The organism is Pedobacter sp. KBS0701 (assembly GCF_005938645.2).
Lineage (GTDB): Bacteria > Bacteroidota > Bacteroidia > Sphingobacteriales > Sphingobacteriaceae > Pedobacter.
The window spans coordinates 2,077,054-2,100,283 of record NZ_CP042171.1; the positions used below are offsets into that span (position 1 = coordinate 2,077,054).

At 40.0% G+C, this 23,230-nt stretch carries 15 protein-coding genes; 14 read left to right on the forward strand and 1 reads right to left on the reverse strand.

The genetic code is table 11. The features are described 5' to 3' along the window. The 5 genes from FFJ24_RS08210 (at nucleotide 1) to FFJ24_RS08230 (ending at nucleotide 8,800) form a co-directional block, all read left to right on the forward strand. Entirely contained in the window at nucleotides 1-897 is an 897-nt protein-coding gene (locus FFJ24_RS08210; RefSeq protein WP_138821010.1) for a sugar phosphate isomerase/epimerase, read from the forward strand. Between the two features lie 3 nt (nucleotides 898-900). After that, on the forward strand, nucleotides 901-3,405 hold the full coding sequence (locus FFJ24_RS08215; RefSeq protein ID WP_138821012.1) for an L-rhamnose mutarotase: 2,505 nt from the start codon (nucleotides 901-903) through the stop codon (nucleotides 3,403-3,405). A gap of 180 nt (nucleotides 3,406-3,585) precedes the next feature. After that, entirely contained in the window at nucleotides 3,586-4,671 is a 1,086-nt protein-coding gene (locus FFJ24_RS08220; RefSeq protein WP_138821014.1) for a Gfo/Idh/MocA family protein, read from the forward strand. Between the two features lie 207 nt (nucleotides 4,672-4,878). Beyond that, nucleotides 4,879-6,468, forward strand: a complete 1,590-nt coding sequence (locus tag FFJ24_RS08225; protein ID WP_138821015.1) for an SLC5 family protein — start codon at nucleotides 4,879-4,881, stop codon at nucleotides 6,466-6,468. A gap of 166 nt (nucleotides 6,469-6,634) precedes the next feature. Then, entirely contained in the window at nucleotides 6,635-8,800 is a 2,166-nt protein-coding gene (locus FFJ24_RS08230; protein ID WP_138821018.1) for an amylo-alpha-1,6-glucosidase, read from the forward strand. Nucleotides 8,801-8,950: 150 nt separating this feature from the next. On the opposite strand, the gene FFJ24_RS08235 is transcribed toward FFJ24_RS08230, so the two are convergent. Further along, entirely contained in the window at nucleotides 8,951-9,724 is a 774-nt protein-coding gene (locus tag FFJ24_RS08235; RefSeq protein WP_138821020.1) for an IclR family transcriptional regulator, read from the reverse strand. A gap of 270 nt (nucleotides 9,725-9,994) precedes the next feature. On the opposite strand from FFJ24_RS08235, the gene FFJ24_RS08240 reads away from it, so the two are divergent. The 9 genes from FFJ24_RS08240 to FFJ24_RS08280 all read left to right on the forward strand — a co-directional run bounded on the left by FFJ24_RS08240 (nucleotide 9,995) and on the right by FFJ24_RS08280 (nucleotide 23,206). Further along, nucleotides 9,995-12,754, forward strand: coding sequence for a family 78 glycoside hydrolase catalytic domain (locus FFJ24_RS08240; RefSeq protein ID WP_138821022.1), 2,760 nt, complete (start codon nucleotides 9,995-9,997; stop codon nucleotides 12,752-12,754). Then, nucleotides 12,751-13,863, forward strand: coding sequence for a glycosylase (locus FFJ24_RS08245; protein ID WP_138821024.1), 1,113 nt, complete (start codon nucleotides 12,751-12,753; stop codon nucleotides 13,861-13,863). Before FFJ24_RS08240 ends, FFJ24_RS08245 begins: the two co-directional genes overlap by 4 nt. A 1-nt stretch (nucleotide 13,864) precedes the next feature. Next, nucleotides 13,865-16,450, forward strand: coding sequence for a glycoside hydrolase family 2 TIM barrel-domain containing protein (locus FFJ24_RS08250; protein WP_246862771.1), 2,586 nt, complete (start codon nucleotides 13,865-13,867; stop codon nucleotides 16,448-16,450). Between the two features lie 320 nt (nucleotides 16,451-16,770). Further along, nucleotides 16,771-17,931, forward strand: a complete 1,161-nt coding sequence (locus tag FFJ24_RS08255) for an ABC transporter substrate-binding protein (RefSeq protein WP_138821026.1) — start codon at nucleotides 16,771-16,773, stop codon at nucleotides 17,929-17,931. Further along, on the forward strand, nucleotides 17,928-19,079 hold the full coding sequence (locus tag FFJ24_RS08260; protein ID WP_138821028.1) for a CaiB/BaiF CoA-transferase family protein: 1,152 nt from the start codon (nucleotides 17,928-17,930) through the stop codon (nucleotides 19,077-19,079). Before FFJ24_RS08255 ends, FFJ24_RS08260 begins: the two co-directional genes overlap by 4 nt. 154 nt (nucleotides 19,080-19,233) lie before the next feature. Beyond that, the gene (locus tag FFJ24_RS08265; protein ID WP_138821030.1) at nucleotides 19,234-20,397 is read left to right on the forward strand and encodes a CaiB/BaiF CoA-transferase family protein; all 1,164 of its coding nucleotides are present in this window, start codon (nucleotides 19,234-19,236) and stop codon (nucleotides 20,395-20,397) included. After that, nucleotides 20,390-21,628, forward strand: a complete 1,239-nt coding sequence (locus FFJ24_RS08270; RefSeq protein ID WP_138821032.1) for an extracellular solute-binding protein — start codon at nucleotides 20,390-20,392, stop codon at nucleotides 21,626-21,628. The genes FFJ24_RS08265 and FFJ24_RS08270 overlap by 8 nt, the downstream gene beginning before the upstream one ends. Before the next feature lie 2 nt (nucleotides 21,629-21,630). After that, nucleotides 21,631-22,707: a Gfo/Idh/MocA family protein gene (locus FFJ24_RS08275; RefSeq protein ID WP_138821034.1), complete on the forward strand. Its 1,077-nt coding sequence runs from the start codon at nucleotides 21,631-21,633 to the stop codon at nucleotides 22,705-22,707. Between the two features lie 58 nt (nucleotides 22,708-22,765). Continuing rightward, nucleotides 22,766-23,206, forward strand: a complete 441-nt coding sequence (locus tag FFJ24_RS08280) for a MaoC/PaaZ C-terminal domain-containing protein (protein ID WP_010603407.1) — start codon at nucleotides 22,766-22,768, stop codon at nucleotides 23,204-23,206. Nucleotides 23,207-23,230 lie beyond the last annotated feature (24 nt).

Here is a 23,230-nt window from a genome sequence, read left to right on the forward strand (position 1 = left end):
ATGGACACTCAGAACAGGAGAACTTTTATTGGTAATGCGGCTTTGCTCGCGGGCACTTTGATGATTCCTGATCAATTACTTTTTGCTGCAGAAAAGAAAAACAGGTATAAAGTTGCGGTAATTGACCTTATGATCCTTAAACGTCAAAAAATTAGCGCTTTACCACTTGCTAAAGAAATTGGTGCAGATGGTTTAGAGATCGACATGGGTGGTTTAGGGGATAGAGAAACTTTCGATAATAAACTGGCAGACCCGAAAATCAGGCAAGAGTATTTGGATAAAGCCAAAGAACTGAATCTGGAGTTTTGCTCATTGGCCATGACCGGATTTTACGCGCAATCTTTCGCAAAGCGTCCGACCTATCAAAAAATGATTCAGGACTGTTTGGACACGGCTAAAGCAATGAACATCAAAGTCGTTTTTCTGCCATTGGGCATTCAGGGCGACCTGGTTAAAAACCCTGAACTGAGAGAACCGATTGTGGAGCGGTTAAAAATTGCCGGTAAAATGGCAGCAGAAGCTGGCATTGTAATCGGTATAGAGACTTCTTTAGATGCCAAAGGTGAACTGCAATTACTCAAAGATATCGGTTCAAAAAACGTGAAAAGTTATTTCAATTTTTCAAATGCCATTAAAAACGGCAGAGATTTACATGAAGAGTTACGGATTTTAGGCAAGAAAAATATCGTTCAGATTCATGCAAGCAATGAAGATGGTGTTTGGTTACAAAACGATCCTAAAATCGATTTAAATAAAGTAAAAGAAACGCTTGATGATATGGGCTGGAGCGGGTGGTTAGTGGTTGAAAGAAGCCGCGATGCAAAACAGCCCACTAACGTTAAATATAACTTCAGCGCAAATACCAGCTACTTGAAATCGGTTTTTCAAGCCAAATAACTTATGAAACAGATTAGCCTAACCATATTCTTGATACTGAACTTGCTGTACCTCAAAGCAGATGCAGTAGATATTTATGTTTCATTAAATGGCCATGATACTAATGTTGGAACAAAAGAAAAGCCCTTGGCCACATTACATTCTGCAATTAGAAAAGCACGCGAATTACGTCGATTAAATGATGTTTCGATTAAAAATGGCATCACAATAATCATAACAAAAGGGTTTTATCAATTATACGAGCCTGTTGTGCTCCGTCCCGAAGATTCAGGGACAAAAGAAAGTACGACAGAAATTATAGCCACTGAAAAAGTAGTATTGAGTGGAGGTGTGAAAATAAAAGGTTGGAAAAAATTTAGTGGAACCCTCGCTGGCTTGCCAAAAGAAGCCATCGGGAAAGTTTGGGTTACGAATATCCCAAACTTTGATGGGAGCGATCTGCAATTCCGCCAACTTTGGGTAAATGGTCGAAAAGCCATTCGCGCAAAAAACTATAATGGTGCTGCTATGGGCAGGATTTTATCATGGGATAGCAAAAACCAAACCTGTAAAATCCCACTCCAAAAGAATATCAATTTAGACAACGTTAAAGGCATGGAAATGCTGATCCACCAATGGTGGGCCATTGCAAATCTTCGCGTAAAATCGGTTAAAGTGATGGGTAATACGGCTGAACTATCATTCATGCAGCCCGAAAGCAGGATTCAGTCCGAGCATCCCTGGCCGGCACCATGGATTTCGGAGAAAACAGGTAATTCTGCTTTTTACCTCAGCAATTCCATTCAATTTTTAAACGAACCTGGCGAATGGTTTGAAGATCTGCAAAACCATAAACTTTATTATTGGCCTAAAGCGTCAGAAAACATGATTAATGCCGAAATAATTGCTCCGGTATTAAAAAATCTGGTCAAAATTGAAGGAACAATAGACAATCCGGTTGCTTTTGTAAATTTTAAGGGCATTTCTTTTGAGCACAGTACCTGGTTAAGACCTTCCAAACAAGGTCATGTGCCACATCAGGCTGGCATGTACATGCTCGATGCCTATAAACTGGATAAAGCCGGAACACCTGATAAACCGACTTTAGAAAACCAGGCATGGGTTGGCCGACCAGCCTCAGCGGTTGAAGTGAATTATGCCCATCATACTTCATTTGAAGTTTGCCGCTTTGAACACCTTGCTTCAACAGGATTGGATTACAAAAAAGGAACCGCAGATAATATAATTAAGGGAAACTTATTTAAAGATATTGGAGGTTCAGCCATTTTAGTCGGAACTTTTTCTGACGAAGCGACTGAAGTGCACTTGCCTTATAATCCATCCGATCAACGTGAAATATCGACCGATGATAAAATCGAAAATAACCTGATCACCGATGTAACCAACGAAGACTGGGGCGCATTGGGGATCGGTGTGGGCTATGTTCAGGGGATTAAAATTCTACACAACGAAATCAGCGATGTTTCTTATTCTGGTATCAGCATGGGCTGGGGCTGGACGAAGACGCCAAATGCGATGAAGAATAATACCATCAGTGCCAACAAGATCCATCATTATGGCAAACATTTATACGATGTTGCCGGAATTTATACTTTATCAGCCCAACCCGGATCTTTTATCACCGAAAATGTAATCGACAGCATTTACAAAGCATCCTATGCGCACCTTCCCGAACACTGGTTTTATTTATACACCGATGAAGGTTCATCATATTTCACCATCAAAAACAACTGGACACCAGCTGAAAAGTACCTTCAAAATGCCAACGGACCAGATAATGTATGGGAAGATAACGGTCCAAAGGTTTCCGAAAAAATTAAACAGCATGCTGGTTTAGAAAAAACCTTTCAATACCTGTTAAAAGAAAAAGCAGCATATTCTAATAGCGCAATAAATCAGGCCGTAGATCAATCGGTGGTTTTTGAGTTAATTTTTAAATCTTCCGAAGCTCCTACAGATCATGCTTTAAAAACTTTCGCAAAGGAAAATAATCTACTACCAGGTGCGATTTACAAATGGAATAACCGATTGGTCATTTATACTTCCAGTTTAAAGGTTGAAAGTTTACAACAAACTTTAAAACGCTTAAATGCTACTGAAATCAAACTTTACGACGATTTATTTTACGATTTCAAGCGGGAGAAGAATTGTGGGGACAAACCGGTGGCAGAATGGGATAACATCATTTTATCGGCCAATTTAGTGAAAGACGAAACGATGCAAAATGAATACCTGAACTATCATAAAACTCAGTTTGAGAAATGGCCTGAAATATCAAAAGGCTTTTGTAATGCAGAATTTCAAAGATTGGCCATATTTAAAAAAGACAGACAGTTAATGTTGATCATCAGTATCCCAAAAGGAAAAAAATTAGACGATTTGAATCCAAAAACTACTTTAAATAATCCAAAAGTGGATGAATGGAATACAATAATGAAAAAATACCAGGAAGGAATTGAAGGCACAAAACCTGAAGAGGTTTGGGTGTTTTTTAAACCGGTTGAGTAATATTTTTAGTATGTCATCCTGAGGCACGAAGGATCTCTTTACAATGGAAAACTGGCTCAAATTATAGCACAACAAAAAACTCGGATAAAACGGTGGGTTCGGTGCAGTTCGGTTTGAGATTCTTCCTGCGTCAGAATGACAACAGTTTATAAAAACAATAACGCTTATAAAAATAATATCATGTTAAGATTAGGGATTTTAGGATTAGGAGAGGGCAGAAGCACCATCTCTGCATCATTGGCGAGCAAAAAGTTTAAGCTGATCCAGATTTGTGATGCCAATAAAAAGCTTTGCGAAGAGCGGGCTTTAGAATTTGATTTTCAAAACTGGACAACGAACTACGAAGATATGTTAACCAGCGACAAAATCGATATGATTGCGATTTACACACCCGATCATTTGCATTTTGAGCACATAAAACTGGCGCTTCAACATGGGAAACATGTGGTTTGTACCAAACCTTTTATTGATGACCTGGCGCACGCGAATGAACTTTTGGAGCTTGCTAAAAAATCAAGAAAGAAAATTTTCGTGGGACAAAGTTCCCGTTTTTTCGAGCCTGCTATGCGCCAGAAAAAAGATTTTGAAGAAGGTTTAATCGGTGAACTGATTACGATAGAAAGTCATTACCACGCCGATCACCGTTGGTTTTTGGAAAAAGGATGGTCGTTAAAACAATCATTTAAATGGCTTTACGGAGGTTTAAGTCACCCAACAGATTTTATCCGTTGGTATTTGCCTGATATCGAGGAAGTAATGGGCTATGGGATGTTAAGCAGCAACGGTTTAAAGGCTGGTTTAAAAAATCAGGATACCATGCACTTTATTTTCAAGGCAAAAGATGGTAGAATTGCAAGGGTAAGTGGCGCTTATACCGGACCAACACAACCCGCAAGCCGCGACAGTGGCATGAGCTGCATACTCCGTGGTACAGAAGGCGCCAGTCAGGCTGATTATCATGAACTGCGTTATTCTGTTACCACTAAAACAGGCGAAGAAAAGATCATTACCTGGGGCGACTCCACCTTAAAGCATTACTTCCGTTTTGAAGGGCAAAGCCACCATGCCGGAGAATACCAAAATTATCTTGAATACTTTGCGGATAGCATCAATAACAATTTTACAGCCTATCCTGATTTAAAAGAAGGAATTGGAACAGTAGCATTGTTGCAAGCCATGGATCAATCTTTAGAAACCGGATTGCCGGTAAAGATCGATGATATTTTAAAAGCCAATCAGATTACAAGGGAATCGATAGGACTTTAAAAGAAATATCGTCATTGTGAGGCAAGAAGCAATATATTTTGCATGAAAGATTGTTTCGTTGTACCTCCTCGCAATGACGAAAAGATTAGCTATGGCTCGTATCTCCAAGAACTATAGCTATTGAACCTTAAAAAATCTGTGTTTATCCGTGTTCATCTGTGGCTAAAAACTATCGAAGCCGTACAATCAAACTAACCAAATAAACCAATGGGAAACATAGTAGAACGTTTAACCAATTTAGATTACATCATCGTCATCGCATACCTCGTTATCCTGATGATTATAGGGTACCGGGCCAGTTTTTCGAAAAAGAAGAGCGAAGATGAAACCTTATTTCTCGCCAATAAATCACTTAACTGGAGCAGCATCGGCTTTAATATGTGGGGCACCAATGTAGGTCCGTCTATGTTATTGGCCTTTGCCAGTATCGGCTACAGTACGGGTATTGTGGCGGTCAATTTTGACTGGTATGCCTTTATATTTCTATTTTTACTCGCGATAGTTTTTGCTCCAAAATACCTCGCAGCAAAGGTGAGTACCATGCCCGAATTTATGGGCAACCGCTATGGCGATTCTACTCAAAACATATTGGCCTGGTATGCATTGGTGAAGATTTTAATTTCCTGGTTATCGCTTGGTTTATTTGCAGGAGGCTTTTTGGTGAGGCAGATCTTAGGCATTCCCATGTGGCAATCTGTTACTGTTTTAGTCGCTTTTGCAGGCCTGTTTACCTTTTTTGGCGGATTAAAAGCTATTGCCAAAGTGAATGTTTTCCAGATGATTTTACTAATTGCCGTTTCACTTTCTTTAATGCTTTTAGGCTTAAACAAAGTTGGAGGCATTTCAGCACTTTATGCCAAAACACCACATCATTTCTGGAATTTGGTACAACCCGCCAGCGATCCCAAATACCCATGGTATGCCATTTTATTAGGCTATCCGGTTGCTGCTGTTGCTTTTTTCTGTACCGATCAGTCGATGGTACAATCGGTCTTAGGCGCTAAAAACCTAAAACAGGGTCAGTTGGGTGTGAGTTTTATCGGTTGGTTAAAAATCCTTTCCCTACCATTATTTATTGGCACCGGTATCCTTTGTTATGTGTTATTTCCCGGCTTAAAAGATCCTAACGAAGCTTACATGACGATGGTAACCAACCTGTTTCCTCCAGGCATGAATGGTTTGGTGATCGTGGTATTGATTGCCGTATTAGTGGGCACCATTGGTTCATCCTTAAATTCATTAAGTACTGTTTTTACCATGGATATTTATGTCAAAAAAATCAATCCACAGGCCAGTAATAAACAGATTATCAGCATCGGAAGATGGAGCGTTGTGGCTGGTTGTATATTTGCTGTTATTGTAGTGCTGGCGATCGATAACATTAAAGGATTAAACCTATTTGATGTTTTTCAATCCGTTTTGGGTTTTATTGCCCCGCCACTTTCAGTAGTATTCCTGCTTACCGTTTTCTGGAAAAAAACCACGAGAAAAGCAGTAAACTTCACGCTTTCTATTGGCTCAATCTTGAGTTTAGGCATAGGGGTAACTTATCTGTGGATTTTGCCCTCAAACAAATTTCCCTTTTGGCCACACTATTTAATGCTGTCCTTTTTCATTTTCGCCGGCTTATTGATCATTGCCATCCTGATTTCATTGCTGGATCGATCACCTAGCATTTATACGGTTAATGAAGAACATCAGGCCAATATAGAAAAACCGGCCAAATCGGTTTGGATTTCGTGGATTGCTTTGGCTGTTGTAATGGTTGCACTTTATATCTTCTTTAACGGACATTAAAATTAGAAGGATCGTCATTCCCAACCCGATAGCTATCGGGTCGATTGGGAATCTTAATGGACAAATAAAAAAATGAAAGTAATAAATGAACCACAGATGAAAAGGATACACACAATATAAAAATCCGTGTTTATCTGTGTCAATCTGTGGCTAAAAACTAAATAGTATGAAAACCCTAAAAAAGCTAATGCTCCTCATCATTTTCAGTGGCTCCGTTGTTCAGCTCTTCGCCCAAAAAGCCTCCTGGATCTGGTATCCCGGCGATTTCGATATTTACATGAGTAATGTAATGCAGAACCGCAGAACAGAAAGAGGCTCCTTTTTTCCTGTATTCTGGAAAATGGACAGTCACTATGTTTTGGTCGATTTTCATAAAGAATTTAACCTTACGCAACCTGAAGAAGTTAAACTTATTGTAGAAGGCACCTATAATGTAAAAATTGATGGCCAGGCCATTCCCGGTTTTCCAAAAAGCATCCAAATTCCTGCCGGAAAGCATAAATTGAGCTTAAAAGTTTACAATCAGGCGCATGTTCCGGCAATTTTTGTACAGGGCAAAACTGTGGTATCAGACGAAACCTGGCTCACCACTTTTGAAGACAAAGAATGGATTGACGCCAGCGGAAAAACCTCTGATAAATCGGGTACCACATTTGTTTCTGCCGGTTCGTGGAACTTAAACGATCCGAACCAATTGCCATCGCAATTTAAATTGCCCGTTGTCGCACAATCTGCGGTTAAATCAGAAAAAATTAATAACGGTGCAATCTCTGATTTCGGCAAAGAAACCTTTGGTTTTATAAAAGTACATGGCTTAAAAGGAAAAGGGAGCCTGAATATTTATTATGGAGAATCGAAAGAAGAGGCCTTATCTACCGAAAAATGTGAAACTTTAGACCATCTGGATATCGACCTCGCTCAGAAAAAGGATTCCATTATGCCGCTTTCCAAAGCCTTCAGATATGTGAATTTTCAACCCGGAAATGGTGTTTCTGCTGATTCCGTTTCCATGTTGTATGAATATGCTCCGGTAACCGAACGCGGAAGTTTTAAATCATCAGATGCAGAGCTCAATAAAATCTACGATGTAGCCAAATACACCTTCCATTTAAACACAAGGGAGTTTTTTATCGATGGCATAAAACGCGACAGATGGGTTTGGAGCGGAGATGCTTATCAAAGTTACCTGATGAATTATTATTCGTTTTTTGATGCACCAACGGTAAAACGAACGTTGCTGGCTCAGCGTGGTAAAGATCCGGTAACGGCACACATCAATACCATCATGGATTATTCTTTCTATTGGTTTTTAGGGATTTATGATTACTACAAATTTACCGGCGACCAGAAATTTGTGCAGGATATTTATCCCCGTATGCAATCGTTAATGACTTATATAGATGGCAGAAAGAACAAAAACGGGCTATTAGAATGGATGCCGGGCGACTGGATTTTTATTGATTGGGCAGACAAATTGAGCAAGGATGGCGAGGTAAGTTTTGAGCAGTTATTATATGCCAGAAGTTTAGAAACCATGGCTTTATGTGCCAAATTAGGCAATGATGCGGAAGGTGCTTTAAAGTATGACCAGCAAGCAAAAGAACTGAAAGCAAAAATCTTTGAACTTTACTGGAATCAGCAAAAAAATGCCTTAGTGCATAGCCGAATTAACGATAAACAGACTGATAACGTAACCAGGTATGCCAATATGTTCGGTATTTTCTTTGATTATTTTAGCCTGGAACAAAAATTAGCCGTTAAAGAAAATGTACTCTTAAACGATAAAGTAGCCAAAATTACCACGCCTTACATGCGTTTTTATGAATTGGAAGCCCTTTGCGCCATGGGCGAGCAACCTTATGTATTGAAGGAAATGAAAAACTATTGGGGTGGCATGTTAAAATTGGGCGCCACTTCATTCTGGGAAGAATATAATCTAGATAAAATAGGCACTGAACACTTGGCGATGTATGGCCGTCCGTTTGGGAAAAGCCTTTGCCATGCCTGGGGAGCCAGTCCTATTTATTTATTGGGAAAATATTATTTGGGCGTTCAGCCAACCACACCAGGGTATGAAACTTACACCATCGAACCAAATTTAGGTGGTCTGGCGTGGATTGAAGGCAAAGTGCCTACCGCTAATGGTGATATCGCTGTGTATTGCAGTAAAAAAGAAATCAGGGTTTCTTCTGCAACCGGAATTGGGAAATTAAGGATTAAAAGTAAATCGAAGCCAGTTGTTAAAGGTGCCGAAGTAAAAGAGCTTTCGAAAGGCGTATTTGAAGTGATGATTGAAAAGGGCAGGGAATATGAGGTGAAGTATTCGCTTTAGGCTAACGCTCGTTTCTAACGAGCGTTAAATAATTCATCGTTTACAAACGATAAAATCGTTTAGCTATTGATGCACTCGTCAGGAAACGAGCGCAAACATTTTTAATTTAAACCTCTCAGGTTTTAAAAACCTGAGAGCAAAGGGTAGGGCCTAAACCCCAATCCTTTGTTCAATTTTTTTAACGCACTTCTGCGCTTCAGCGAGTATCACATCATTTTCGATCGCCTGATCTACATTAATTGCATTTAACATCGAAATGGTTAAACAGGCGATAATTCCATTATTACCATTGATTCCAATGGGTACCGAAAGATCGGTTACACCCGAAACCGAATCACTGTTTTTGAAATACGAACCCGTTTGCTGAATATCTTCCAATGAAGTCAGAAAATCTTCTTGCTGGGCTTTAGGGTATTTCTTGAAAATAGCATTGTTTTTTAAAGTGGTATTTCGCTCATCCTCCTGCATGTAAGCCAATAAAACTTTCCCTGATGCGGTTAAAGGCAATGGGAATAAGTTTCCTTCTTCAATAGAAAGTGCAATCGGTCCCGGACTTTTAGCATGAATAATCACCATTACCTGGTTCATGTACAAAATACTCAAATGGCAGGATTGGCGGATGGTATTAGCCAGTTCTTCCAACGGAAATTGTGCTGCTTTGCGTAACTCATCAATAGGTGAGTGCCTGTGCGAAAGGTAAAAAAGCTTTAGTGATAGCCTGTATTTACCTGAAACCTCATCGCGCAGAATGTACCCACGGCTTTCCAAACTCATTAACATCCGGTAAATTTCGTTCGGTGTTTTCTCTATTCCGATCGCAATTTCAGTTTGAGATAATGGGATAGATTGTGCAGATAAATATTCCAATATATCAAGTCCCTTATCTAAAGCAGGGGCCTGGTACTTCGATTCCTTTTCGTTCATACAGGTTTAAATTTGGCTGTAGCGTAATTTTTACAATTTCAAACATACAAAATGCTTTCCTATTTATCGAGAGGAAGATTTTGTAATTTAAATACTAATATATGTTTTCATATTTAAAAAAAACATTTATATTTGAATTGACACTGTTTTATTAATCAAATCATCCCAAAAATCGATTATTAATAAGATTAAGGTATCAATTAACCATTTATAAACCAAAATTAACCATTGCTTTTGCGTAAAAAATTCCGCAATGCTAACCAAAGGATAATGAGCAGATTTCTGATTTTTTCTTGGCTTTATCTGTTGGCTATTCCGCTTTTCGCACAGGAGATTAAAGTGGTTGATCTGACTTGTGCTTATAGAAATAATCCTATTGGTATCGATTTACCTAATCCTAATTTAAGCTGGAAATTACAGTCATCCAAACACAATGTGAGGCAAACCGCTTATCAGATTTTGGTTTCTAGTAATTCCACAAACCTGAAAAAGAACATTGGCGATATTTGGGATACTAAAAAGGTAAATTCTGCTCAATCTATACAGATCACTTACGAAGGTGCTAAGCTATTATCTACCAAAACATACTATTGGAAGTTGCGTGTTTGGGATAATTTCGGAAACACATCAGAATGGAGTAATCAAGCCTATTGGCAAATGGGTTTATTAAAAACAGCCGATTGGAAAAACGCTAAATGGATTGCTTATGAGAAGCTCGCTGATTCAAATGTAAATACGCTCCCAACCGATGGAAAAAAAGATAAATACAACGCCAATAACATTTTACCGATGTTCCGCAAAGCTTTTGCAGTAACTAAAACCATAAAAAAGGCAACGGCTTTTATTTCTGGATTGGGTCATTTCGAAATGAGTTTAAATGGCGAAAAAGTTGGCGATGATTTTCTTGCACCCGGCTGGACAAAATACTACAAAGAAGCTTTATATGTTAGCTATGATATCACTAAACAGCTTAAAAAGGGCAAAAATGCTATCGGTGTAATGCTAGGTAATGGTTTCTATTATGTTCCGCCGGTTAAGGAGAGATACAGAAAATTAAAGGTGGCTTTTGGTTATCCAAAAATGATCTGCCGCGTGTTGGTAGAATATACCGATGGAAGTTTTACAAATATTATCAGTGATCAGAGCTGGAAAACCGCTCCATCGCCGGTTACTTTTTCGAGTATTTATGGTGGAGAAGATTATAATTCCAGCCTGGAACAAAAAGGCTGGAATTTAAGCAGTTTTAATGATAAAAACTGGAAAGCTGCCTTATTGGTTGATGGACCAAAGCTAAATGCACAAAAAGAAGAACCTGTTAAAATTTTCGAAAATTTCTCTGCTCAAAACATCACTGCCATAGCCAATAGCGAATGGGTTTATGATATGGGGCAAAATGCTTCGGCCATTATCGAGCTAAAAGTACGTGGTAAAAAAGGCGATACCATCCGCATTACACCTGCCGAATTATTGAAAGCCGATGGTTCAGTTACGCAAAAAAATATCGGTGGTCCATCTTATTTCACTTACATTTTAAAAGGCGGTGGTTTAGAAACCTGGCGACCAAGATTCTTTTATACCGGATTTCGTTACCTGCAGGTTAAAGGAGCTGTCCCGGCAGGAAAAGAAAATGCCCATGGCAAAGCTATTATTGAAGATTTAAAAGCTTTACACATTAGAAATGCGGCCGAAAAGGTGGGTGATTTCTCCTCTTCGAACGATTTATTCAATAAAACCTACAGTCTGATCGATTGGTCGATCAGGAGCAACATGGTGAGCGTATTTACCGATTGTCCGCACCGCGAAAAATTAGGCTGGTTAGAAGAACTGCACTTAATGGGCAGCTCTGTACGTTACAATTATAATGCTGCACCGCTTTTCAAAAAGGCCTTGCAGGATATGAAAAACTCGCAGTTAGCCAGTGGATTGATCCCGGAAATTGCACCTGAATATGTGAAATTTGAATGGGGCGGAGATATGTTCCGCGATTCGCCAGAATGGGGTAGTAGCAATATTTTAATGCCATGGTACCTGTACCAGTGGTATGGAGATAAACAGGCTATGCTTGATTATTACCCGATGATGCAACGCTACATTAATTATTTAGGCACGAAAGCAAATAACCATATTTTATCTCAGGGCTTGGGCGATTGGTACGATTTAGGACCAAAACCGCCGGGTGTTTCACAACTTACGCCAATGGGTGTTACCGGAACAGCGATTTACCATTACGATTTAAAAATATTAGCGCAAATGGCCACACTTTTGGGTAAAAAGGCTGATGCGATGGCTTATTCAAAACTTGCCATTGAAGTAAGCAAAGCATTTAACAACCAATTTTTTGATGCCAAAACAAAGCAATATGCAACGGGTTCACAGGCTGCAAATGCCATGGCCATTTATATGGGGTTAGTTGCAGAAGAGGATAAAAAAGAAGTAATTGACAACCTGGTTAAAGATATCCGCGACAGGAAAAATAGTTTATCTGCTGGAGATATAGGTTACCGTTATGTGCTGCGTGGTTTGGAAGATGCAGGACGATCGGATGTGATTTTTGATATGAACAGCCGCTCGGATGTACCAGGTTACGGCATGCAGATCGCCAAAGGTGCTACTGCGTTAACGGAATCGTGGGCGGCTTTACCAACAGTTTCCAACAATCATTTTATGCTCGGTCATTTAATGGAATGGTTATATAGCGGTATTGGCGGTATTCGTCAGGCAGAAAATTCGATTGCTTTTAAGCAAATTAAAATAGAACCAGAAGTAGTGGGTGATTTAACTTCAGCCAATGTAAATTACAATTCACCTTATGGCAAAATATCCACCAAATGGGAGAAAACAGATAAAAATTTCATGCTGGAAGTTAATATTCCGGTAAATACCAGGGCTGTAGTTTATTTTCCGGCATTGCCAAAAGGTGAACTTTCAGAAGAAAATCATGCAGCATTTACCGATGCAGGGATCGAAAACGGCAAAACTAAAGTTGCCATAGGTTCAGGCTATTACAAATTTAATTTAAAGTACAAATGAGAAAGATAAGCATCATGATTCTCCTTTTTGTTTGGGCTTTTAAATCAATCGCACAGCAAAATCAAACCATCTCTCCGGCAGAGATGGAAAAGATTTACCAGGAAGTTAAAACGCCTTATAAATATGGCTTGGTAATGGTTCCTGAGGATAAAGACCATAAAATGGATTGTCCGACTGTGTTTAAAAAAGGTAAAGATTGGTACATGACTTACCTCATTTTTAGCGGTCGCGGTTACGAAACCTGGCTGGCAAAAAGTAAGGACCTGTTACACTGGGAAAATCAGGGAAAACTGATGTCGTTCGCTGATGCAGGCAACTGGGACGATAACCAAAAAGCAGGCTACAATGCTTTGCTTGATATAAAATGGGGCGGAAGTTACAGGGTAAATCAATTTGATGGTAAATATTGGATGTCTTATTTCGGGGGAAAAGAAAAAGGTTACGAAGTAGAGCCCTTATCCATCGGGATGGCTTATAGCGCTAAACACCCATCGGTTGTGCAGGAGTGGAACCGTTTAGACAAACCCGTTTTAAGTTCTCTGGATAAAGATGTACGCTGGTGGGAAAACCGCAATAAACTATTTAAAAGCACAGTGATTGAAGATCAGAAAAGATTAACCGGCCATCGCTTTGTGATGTATTACAATGCTGTGGGCGATTCACTGGCAAACAATAAAAAAACACGCTGGTACGAACGGATTGGTATGGCAGTTTCTGAGGACATGGTTCATTGGCAGCGGTTTAATAAAAACCCTGTCCTTCATCATCCTGTCGGTATAACAGGAGATGCTGTATTACAGCAGATTGGCAAGTCTTATGTCATGTTTTACTTTGGAGCCTTTTGGCAAGACAGGAAAGGATCTTTCAACCGTTTCGCGGTTTCAAAAGATCTAGTAAACTGGACCGATTGGACAGGCGATAACCTGATTGAATCTTCAGAAAAATATGATGAACTGTACGCACATAAATCATTCGTTTTGAAGTATAAAGGTGTGGTTTATCATTTTTATTGTGCGGTGAACAAACAGGATCAGCGTGGAATTGCAGTAGCTACATCGAATGATTTAGGTAAAAGTAAGTTGGATTTTGTAAGCGAAATAAAGAAATAACATGAAGAGGCTACATAATTTTAAAGTTGTAATTTTTCTGACATTGGGTTTGTGGGCATCTCGTCATTGCGAGGCTAAGCTTGTCCCGAAACATTGGGAAAGCATTCCTAATGCGAAAGAACGTCCAACCCATAGTAGTAAGATTGCTTCGTGCCTCGCAATGACGACCAATCGAGATAAGACTGCGCCGGAATCCCGCACCAGAACCAGCTTTAACAAAGACTGGAAATTCTTCCTGGGCGATGAACCAAATGCTAAATTACCTTCTTACAATGATTCAAAATGGCGAAAATTAACCTTGCCTCACGATTGGAGCATCGAAGGAAAATTCGATGAGAAAAACCCTGCAAAATCCGAAGGAGGTGGTTTACCCACCGGAACTGCTTGGTACAGAAAAGGATTTATTGCTCCTGCCAATTTTAAGGATAGATTAATCACAGTCGAATTTGATGGCGTATATAAAAACAGTGAAGTTTGGGTAAACGGTGAATATTTAGGCAAAAGACCTTATGGTTATAGTTCATTTTCTTATGAAATCAGCAAATTTCTAAAATCTGGAAAAAACATGATTGCTGTTAAGGTTGATAATTCAGCACAGCCTGATTCGCGCTGGTATTCAGGCTCAGGTATTTATAGAAATGTATGGTTAACCTCAACTGCTAAAGTTGCCATAAAAGAACATGGCGTTTTCGTTAAAGCGGGCTTTGTAAGTGGCGATTTCGGAGAATCGACAGATGGAGGCAATTTGAAGCCCGGGCAAGCAGTAGGTTTTGTAGCACCACAGGTTAGTTTTATAAATAAATCTGTAGATAAAACTAAAAAATACAAAATTGAGTTTTCTGTTCTTAATAAAGAAGGTAAACATGTCGCAAATTATCTTATTGCAGCAGATGTATTAGAAGATAATACGGGGAAAAATGTTTCTAGCCTGCTGATCAGTCAGCCAGAAATATGGTCAGTAGAAAGACCTTATTTATATACTTTACTGGTTAAAATCATCGATTCAGAAAATAAAATTATAGATGCACAAAGTACCACTTTTGGCATCCGGAGATTTAATTTTGATGCGATAAAGGGTTTCTCCTTAAATGGAAAACCGATGAAAATCCTGGGTGTTTGCCTGCATCACGATTTAGGGGCTTTAGGCGCTGCCGTAAATGTCCGTGCGATGGAACGCCAACTCGAAATTATGAAGAAAATGGGTGTAAATGCCATCCGTACCGCGCATAATCCGCCTGCATCTGAGTTTTTAGATTTATGTGATAAAATGGGCTTTTTAGTCATGGATGAAGCCTTTGATATGTGGGCGAAGAAAAAAACCAAAAATGATTATCACCTGAACTTTTCTGAATGGCATAAAGCTGACCTGGAAGATATGGTTAAGCGCGACCGTAACCACCCATCCATTATCCTTTGGAGCATCGGCAACGAAATCCGTGAGCAATTTGACAGTACAGGCATTGCGATAACAAAAGAGTTGGTCAAAATTGTTAAAAATCTGGATAATACCCGTCCTGTAATTTCTGCATTAACGGAAACAAAAGCGGAAAAGAATTTCATCTACCAGGCCAATGCGCTTGATATTTACGGCTTAAACTATAACCATAAACTGTACAAAGATTTCCCGAAAAACTATCCAGGTGTTAAGTTTTTAGCTACTGAAACCACCTCAGCACTTGAAACAAGAGGATTTTATGATACTGCAGATACCATCCGCCGTTGGCCGAAAGATGGTAAAACCAAATTCACAGCAGGTAATAAAGAATGGTCAGCATCTGCTTATGATAACGTTTCGGCTTACTGGGGTTCAACACATGAAGAAACGTGGAAGGAAGCTAAAAAATATGATCATGTGTCTGGTTTATTCGTTTGGACGGGTTTTGATTACCTGGGCGAACCTTTACCTTACCCTTGGCCGGCCAGAAGTTCTTATTTCGGAATTGTTGATTTAGCAGGTTTTCCGAAAGATTCCTATTACATGTATCAAAGCGAGTGGACCAATAAACCCGTTTTACATATTTTACCACACTGGAATTGGGAAAAGGGCAAATCGGTTGAAATTTGGGCTTATTATAACAAAGCCGATGAAGTTGAACTGTACCTCAACGGAAAATCATTGGGTAAAAAATCTAAACAAGGAGATGATCTCCATGTGCTTTGGAACGTAAATTTCGAACCGGGGACATTAAAAGCCATTTCGCGTAAAAACGGGAAAGAAGTATTGGTCCGCGAGGTAAAAACTGCCGGAGCACCTGCTAAAATTGAATTGATTGCCGATAGAAAAAACATCAAAGCCGATGGCAAGGATTTATCATTCATTACCGTCCGCATTTTGGATGCAGCAGGAAATGTGGTACCAAACGCCGATAACTTAGTCGATTTCAAAGTAGAAGGAAATGGCTTTATTGCTGGCGTTGACAATGGATTTCAGGCCAGCTTAGAACCTTTTAAAGCGAATTACCGCAAAGCATTTCATGGTTTATGCTTAGCCATACTGCAATCAACAGAAAAAGCAGGAACAATTAAGTTAAGGGCAACATCTGCAGGTTTGTCGCCTTCGTCGATCATAATTAAAACCAGGAAATAATGATAATACGCAGCTTTATAACCATCAAGTTACGAAGAACACAAAATAATGAAAGGGATTTTCTTGAATCGCTAGGCCGCGAAAAATCGTCATTCCCAACTCGATTGGGAATCTTAATGCAATAAGCTTTAGGATTCCCGCCTGCGCGGGAATGACGATTGCCTTGATGGAATCTTCCAATGATAGTCACATGAAATCATGCCGTGGTTCGTGTCACCGCGAACCACAAATTAAAAACCTATCGGTTGGTGTCTCACCAACCGAAAAAATTATAATAAAAACATGGTCGGTGGAGACACCAACCATTAGATAAAAATAAAGTGGAAAAGATAATTAATTTAAAAGGAATAACCTGGAACCACAGTCGTGGGCTTTTGCCGATGGTGGCAACAGCACAGCGTTTTTCCGAATTACACCCCAGTGTGCACATCACCTGGGAAAAAAGAAGTTTGCAGCAATTTGCCGATTTTTCCATTCAGGAACTGGCAGAGCGTTTTGACCTGTTGGTGATCGATCATCCATGGGCTGGTTTTGCTGCAAAAACAAAATCCATAGTGCCTTTAGATCTTTATCTTTCTGAAGATTATCTAAAAGATCAGGAAGAAAATTCCGTAGGTCAATCTTTTGAAAGTTATTTCTATGACGAACACCTCTGGGCACTACCCGTAGATGCAGCAACACCTGTGGCGGCATCGCGACCGGATTTACTCGCCGAAAAAGGATTGCAATTGCCTAAATCATTCGAAGATCTACTTGCATTGGCCGATAGAGGTTTAGTTGCTTTTGCAGGTATTCCGATTGATGTTTTAATGAATTTTTATACCCTTTGCTGCTCTTTGGGAGAAGATCCCTGCCAAAATGATGATGAAGTAATTTCAACTGAAATCGGCGTAAAAGTTTTAAAAATGTACCGGGAACTGGCGTCGAAAATAGATCAAGCAAACTTCAACAGAAACCCGATTCAGGTTTATGAAGCAATGACCTTAAGTGATGAAATTGCTTATTGTCCTTTTGCTTATGGTTATTCCAATTACTCGCGAAATGGTTATGCACGCAAAACCCTGCATTTTCACGACATGATTTCTTTAGATGGTAAAACCAACCTGAGAAGCACATTGGGTGGAACAGGTTTAGCCATTTCTGCTAAATGCGAAGCGTTGGAGCTTGCTGCCAAATATGTAGAATTTGTGGGATCACCTGCTTGTCAGTCTACTTTATTTTTCGAAAGTGGCGGTCAGCCAGGACATTTATCCGCCTGGAAAAACGAAGAAGTCAACCGCCAGAGTCATAATTATTTTCAAAATACCTTACCCGCTTTACAGAGAGCATTTCTCCGTCCACGCTACCATGGTTCCATGTATTTTCAGGATCACGCGGGTGATGTTGTCCGCGATTATTTAATGAATGGGGGTGATGAAATTCAGATTTTATCGGCCATGAACGAGTTATATCTGCAATCTAAAAGTTTAGTGTTATCATGAACAGACCGCTAGAAGAACTTTTGATTTTAGAGTTTTGCCAGTTTTTGGCCGGACCATCGGCAGGATTAAAACTGGCCGATTTAGGAGCCCGTGTGATTAAAATCGAACGACCTAAAACAGGCGATGCTTGCAGATCTTTATCTATCAAGAATCTTTTTGTGGATGAAGACAGTTTGCTTTTTCATACCATCAACCGGAATAAAGAAAGTTATACTGCCGATTTAAAAAATCCGGAAGACTTAGAAAGACTTAAAAAATTAATCAGTAAAGCCGATGTGATGACACATAATTTCCGCCCTGGTGTGATGGAGAAAATTGGTCTGGATTATCAAAACGTTCAAAACATCAACCCAAAAATTGTTTATGGTGTGGTAACCGGCTATGGAACTGAAGGTCCGTGGAAAAACAAGCCAGGTCAGGATTTACTGGTGCAATCCGTTTCCGGATTAACATTTTTATCCGGTGTTGATGTAGACGGGCCGGTTCCCTTCGGACTTTCCGTATCGGATATCATGTGCGGAAACCATTTGGCACAAGGCATTATGGCCGCTTTAATTAAAAGGGCAAAAACCAATAAAAGTGTTTTGGTTGAGGTGAGTTTGCTGGAATCCATTTTAGATGTACAGTTTGAAGTATTAACCACCTATTTAAATGATGGCGGTAAATTGCCCGATAGAAGCGGAGCAAAAGGCAGCGCTCACGCTTATTTAAGCGCTCCTTATGGCATGTACGAAACCAACGACGGTTATATTGCCATGGCCATGGGCAACCTGCCAAATATCTGCGCGATCATCAATTGCGATATTACTGATCTGTACGTAGAAGCTGGTTCAGCATTCGAAAACCGTGATAAATTGATCATACGTTTGGCTGAAACTTTTAAAAAAGAAGATACCAAACATTGGGTCGATCTTTTGGAAAGTCACGGTATCTGGTGCGCAGAAGTACTGAATTATCAAACTGCTACAGCCATGAATACTTATAAAAGCTTGCAGATTGAGCAGGAACTGGATTTAGCTGATGGCAAAAAAATAAAGACAACCGTGAGCCCGATTCGTTTGGATAATCAAAAGCTATTTGCCAGTAAAGCAGCTCCAAAACTGGGTTTTGGGACAGCTGAGATTAATAAAGAGTTTGAGTTGAATTAATAAAAGTATCGTCATTCCCGCGCAGGCGGGAACCCTAATGCCCATTGTATTACGATTCCCAATCAAAGTTTGGAATGACGATACGCTAGACTTAACGGATAAATAAAAGAACAATGAGGCATGGTAAACAAGCCTTATTATAAATAATAGAATTATGCTACCGCTTGAAGATTATTTAGTTATCGATTTCAGCCAGTTCCTATCGGGGCCATCAGCGAGTTTGCGCCTGGCCGATATGGGTGCGCGTGTAATCAAAATCGAGCGATTGGGTGTAGGCGATATTTGCCGCACGCTCTACACCTCTAACCTGATCATGAACGGCGAATCGTCGGTTTTTCATGCCATCAACAGGAATAAAGAAAGTTTTGAGGTTGATTTAAAACGCGAAGAAGATTGCGAAATGGTACGCGAACTGCTTAAAAAAGCAGATGTAATGATCCATAATTTCCGTCCGGGGGTAATGGAACGTTTAGGTTTCGATTATCAATCCGTTTCCGCTTTAAATCCAACCATCATTTATGGCGAAATTTCAGGCTATGGCAACAACACGGAATGGAAAAATAAACCTGGTCAGGATTTACTTCTACAATCCGTTACCGGTTTAACTTCCCTAACTGGAAATGCCGATAGCGGCCCTGTGGCAATGGGCTTATCCATTATTGATATGTTGGCAGGCGCACACCTCGCGCAGGGAATCCTTGCTTGTTTATACCGGAAAGCGATAAAAAACGAAGGTGGTTTTGTACAGATCAGCATGATGGAATCTGCTTACGATTTCCAGTTTGAAACCATCACCACTTTTATGAATGATGGCGGATCGTTGCCCCAACGTTCGAAAAAGAACAATGCAAATGCATATTTAGGCGCTCCTTATGGGATTTATCAAACAGAAAACGGATATTTAGCCCTGGCGATGGCATCCATTCCACAGCTTGGTAACCTGCTCGGCTGCGAAGCATTAGAAGATTACATTGAAATTAGCGAGGCATTTGATAAACGTGATGAGATTAAGGCAATTTTGGCTGATCATCTTTTATCGGCCACTACCGAAAAATGGCTTTCCATTTTAGAACCGGACGATATCTGGTGTGCCGATGTATTAAACTGGAATGCACTGATGGCCCATGAGGGGTTTAAGGTGTTAAACATGGTTCAGGAAGTGGAAATGATTGATGGTTACAAATATGAAACCACCAGATGCCCGATCCGCATTGATGGAGAAATATTGACTTCATCAGTAGGTTCGCCAAAATTAGGTCAGGATAATGAAAAAATTATCAAAGAATTTATAACACAGCATACCACTGCAAATGCATAACCAAATAGAAACTTTCAGGATAGCCGTTCGTAAATTTGCCCCATTTGAAACTGCCATGCAGAAATTCTGGGATCAATATTGTACCCTTTCGGGCTGTACACTAAAGTTGGAAATGGTGGTAATGGATTTGCACGAACTTTACGAGAGTACCATCACTCAAAAAGGTTTGGCAAAGGGCGATTTTGATATTGCGCATATCAGTACCGATTGGGTTTTGGAAGGTTATTCCGGCAATGATTTCGAAGTTTTAAATCCTTACATCAATAAAAACAAACCCGACGATTTTCCAAGAGGATGGAGCAAATCGCTTTTAGGGCTGCAGCGTTTCGGTTGGGAAGTGGTAGGCTTGCCATTCCATGATGGTCCGGAATGTTTTATTTACAGGAAAGAGTTATTCGAAAGCGAGGCCGAACAGGCTAAATATTTTGCTCAATTTGGCAAAACCTTAACAGTGCCCAAAACCTGGGAAGATTTTCATCAGATTGCCCGTTATTTCAACCGCCCGGAACAAAATTTGTATGGCAGTATTTTCGCCTGTTACCCTGATGGCCACAACACTGTTTTCGATTTTGCACTGCAATTATGGACGAGGGGTGGGACATTGGTTGATAAAAATGGTTTTATCCAGATCAATACCCAGGCAGCCATTGATGGATTAAATTTCTATCGTAAAATGGTTAATGACAAAACTGCTGTTCACCCAAAATCGGCCGAATTCGAATCTGTAGCCGCAGGAATCGCCTTTTCACAAGGCGAAGCTGCCATGATGATCAATTGGTTTGGTTTTGCGGCTATGTGCGAAGTGGATGCCAATTCCAAGGTAAAAGGAAAAGTTGATGTGGAACGATTGCCATCTGCTCCAGGTAAAAACTCGGCATCGCTAAATGTATATTGGCTTTATACCATCGCCAAGGGCAGTAAAAATAAAGTTGTAGCGTACGATTTTTTACGTTTTGCCCTGGCTGCTGAACAGGATAAACAAATTACTTTAGATGGGGGGATCGGTTGCCGGATATCGACCTGGAAAGATGAAAAAATCAACCAGATTATTCCTTATTACCATAAACTGGAACAATTACATGAGGTGGCCAATATGTTGCCACAGAAACAAAAATGGGCTGCTATTGCCTCCATTATCGACCAGATGGTTTTACAGGCTATTAATACCGATGCCGCGACTGAAGAACTCATCCAGCTTGCACAGCACCAGATTAATGAAATTGACAAATGAGTATGGATATTAAATATAAGCCAGAATTACCACAAACCAAACAGCCCATCATTATCATTGGTGCAGGGGGAATAGTGGCCGATGCGCATCTTCCTGCCTATAAAATTGCAGGTTTTGAAGTGCATGGTATTGTAAACCGGACCAAAGAGCGGGCACAGAAACTGGCTGATGCTTTTGGCATTCCAAATGTCTACAATTCGGTGGCCGAAGCAGTAAAACTGGCTCCAGCAAATGCAGTTTACGATTTAACCATCATGCCTGAGCAATACATCGAAACCCTGCAACAATTGCCGGATGGAAGTGCAGTATTGATCCAAAAACCCATGGGCGATGATTTTGCACAGGCAAAGGAAATCCTTGAGTTATGCAGGGTAAAGAAGTTTAAAGCAGCAATCAACTTCCAGTTGCGTTTTGCACCTTTTGTAAGCGCTGCAAAGTACCTCATTGATCAAGGTTTAATTGGCGAATTATACGATATGGAAGTCCGGGTGACGATTAAAACACCCTGGGAAATCTTCCCGCATGTAATTATTCATCCAAGATTGGAAATTCAGTACCATAGCATTCATTATGTCGATTTAATCCGTTCATTTTTGGGTAATCCCGAAAGTATTCTGGCAAAAACCTTAAAACATCCTGCGAAAAGTTTGTCTTCATCACGTTCTACCATTTTATTCGATTATGGCGATACCATGCATGCGGTAATCAATACCAACCACGACCATGATTTCGGTCCAAACCACCAGGAAAGTTACATCAAATGGGAAGGAACAAAAGGTGCTATTGTAGCTAAAATCGGTTTATTGATGGATTATCCGCATGGCTTACCTGATGTATTTGAATATTGCATAGCAGAAGACGGAAAAACTCCGGAATGGCAGACAGTTAAATTAGACGGCTCCTGGTTTCCGGAGGCTTTCATTGGCACCATGGCCAATTTAATGCGCTATAATGAAGGTTCAACCGATGTGTTGCAGACCAGTGTTGAAGATGTGATTCAAACCATGGCCGTTGTAGAAAGTGCCTATCAATCGAGCGATATTGGTGGAGTAAAAGTTAAGGAGCAGTTAAAAAACTAAATGCTTAAACTTCGCAGGTTTTTAAAACCTGCGAGGGTTCGTAAAAAAGATTAAAATTATGTATTTCAAATCAACATTTTTTGAAGATTACCAATTACAGGATAAACGTGTAACCTTAGGTCGGACCATAACCGAAACCGATTTTGTGGTTCATGCGGGGCATACCGGCGATTTTTTTCCGCACCACATGGATGCGGAATGGTGTGCAACACAACCTTTTAAACAACGTATTGCCCACGGAACCATGATTTTTAGTATCGGTATCGGTTTAACCGCATCAGAAATTAATCCGGAAGCCATGAGCAAAGGTTACGATAAATTACGTTTTGTAAAACCGGTTTTCATTGGCGATACCATCCACTCCGAAATTACCATTTCAGAAAAGGGGGAGAGCAAAAGACCTGAATATGGCACCGTAACCGAACACGTAGAAATCATCAATCAACATGGAGAAGTGGTATTGGTCTGCGACCACCTGCTTGTTGTAAAGAAAAAATAATTAACCTTTATCTTATGTCCCCTC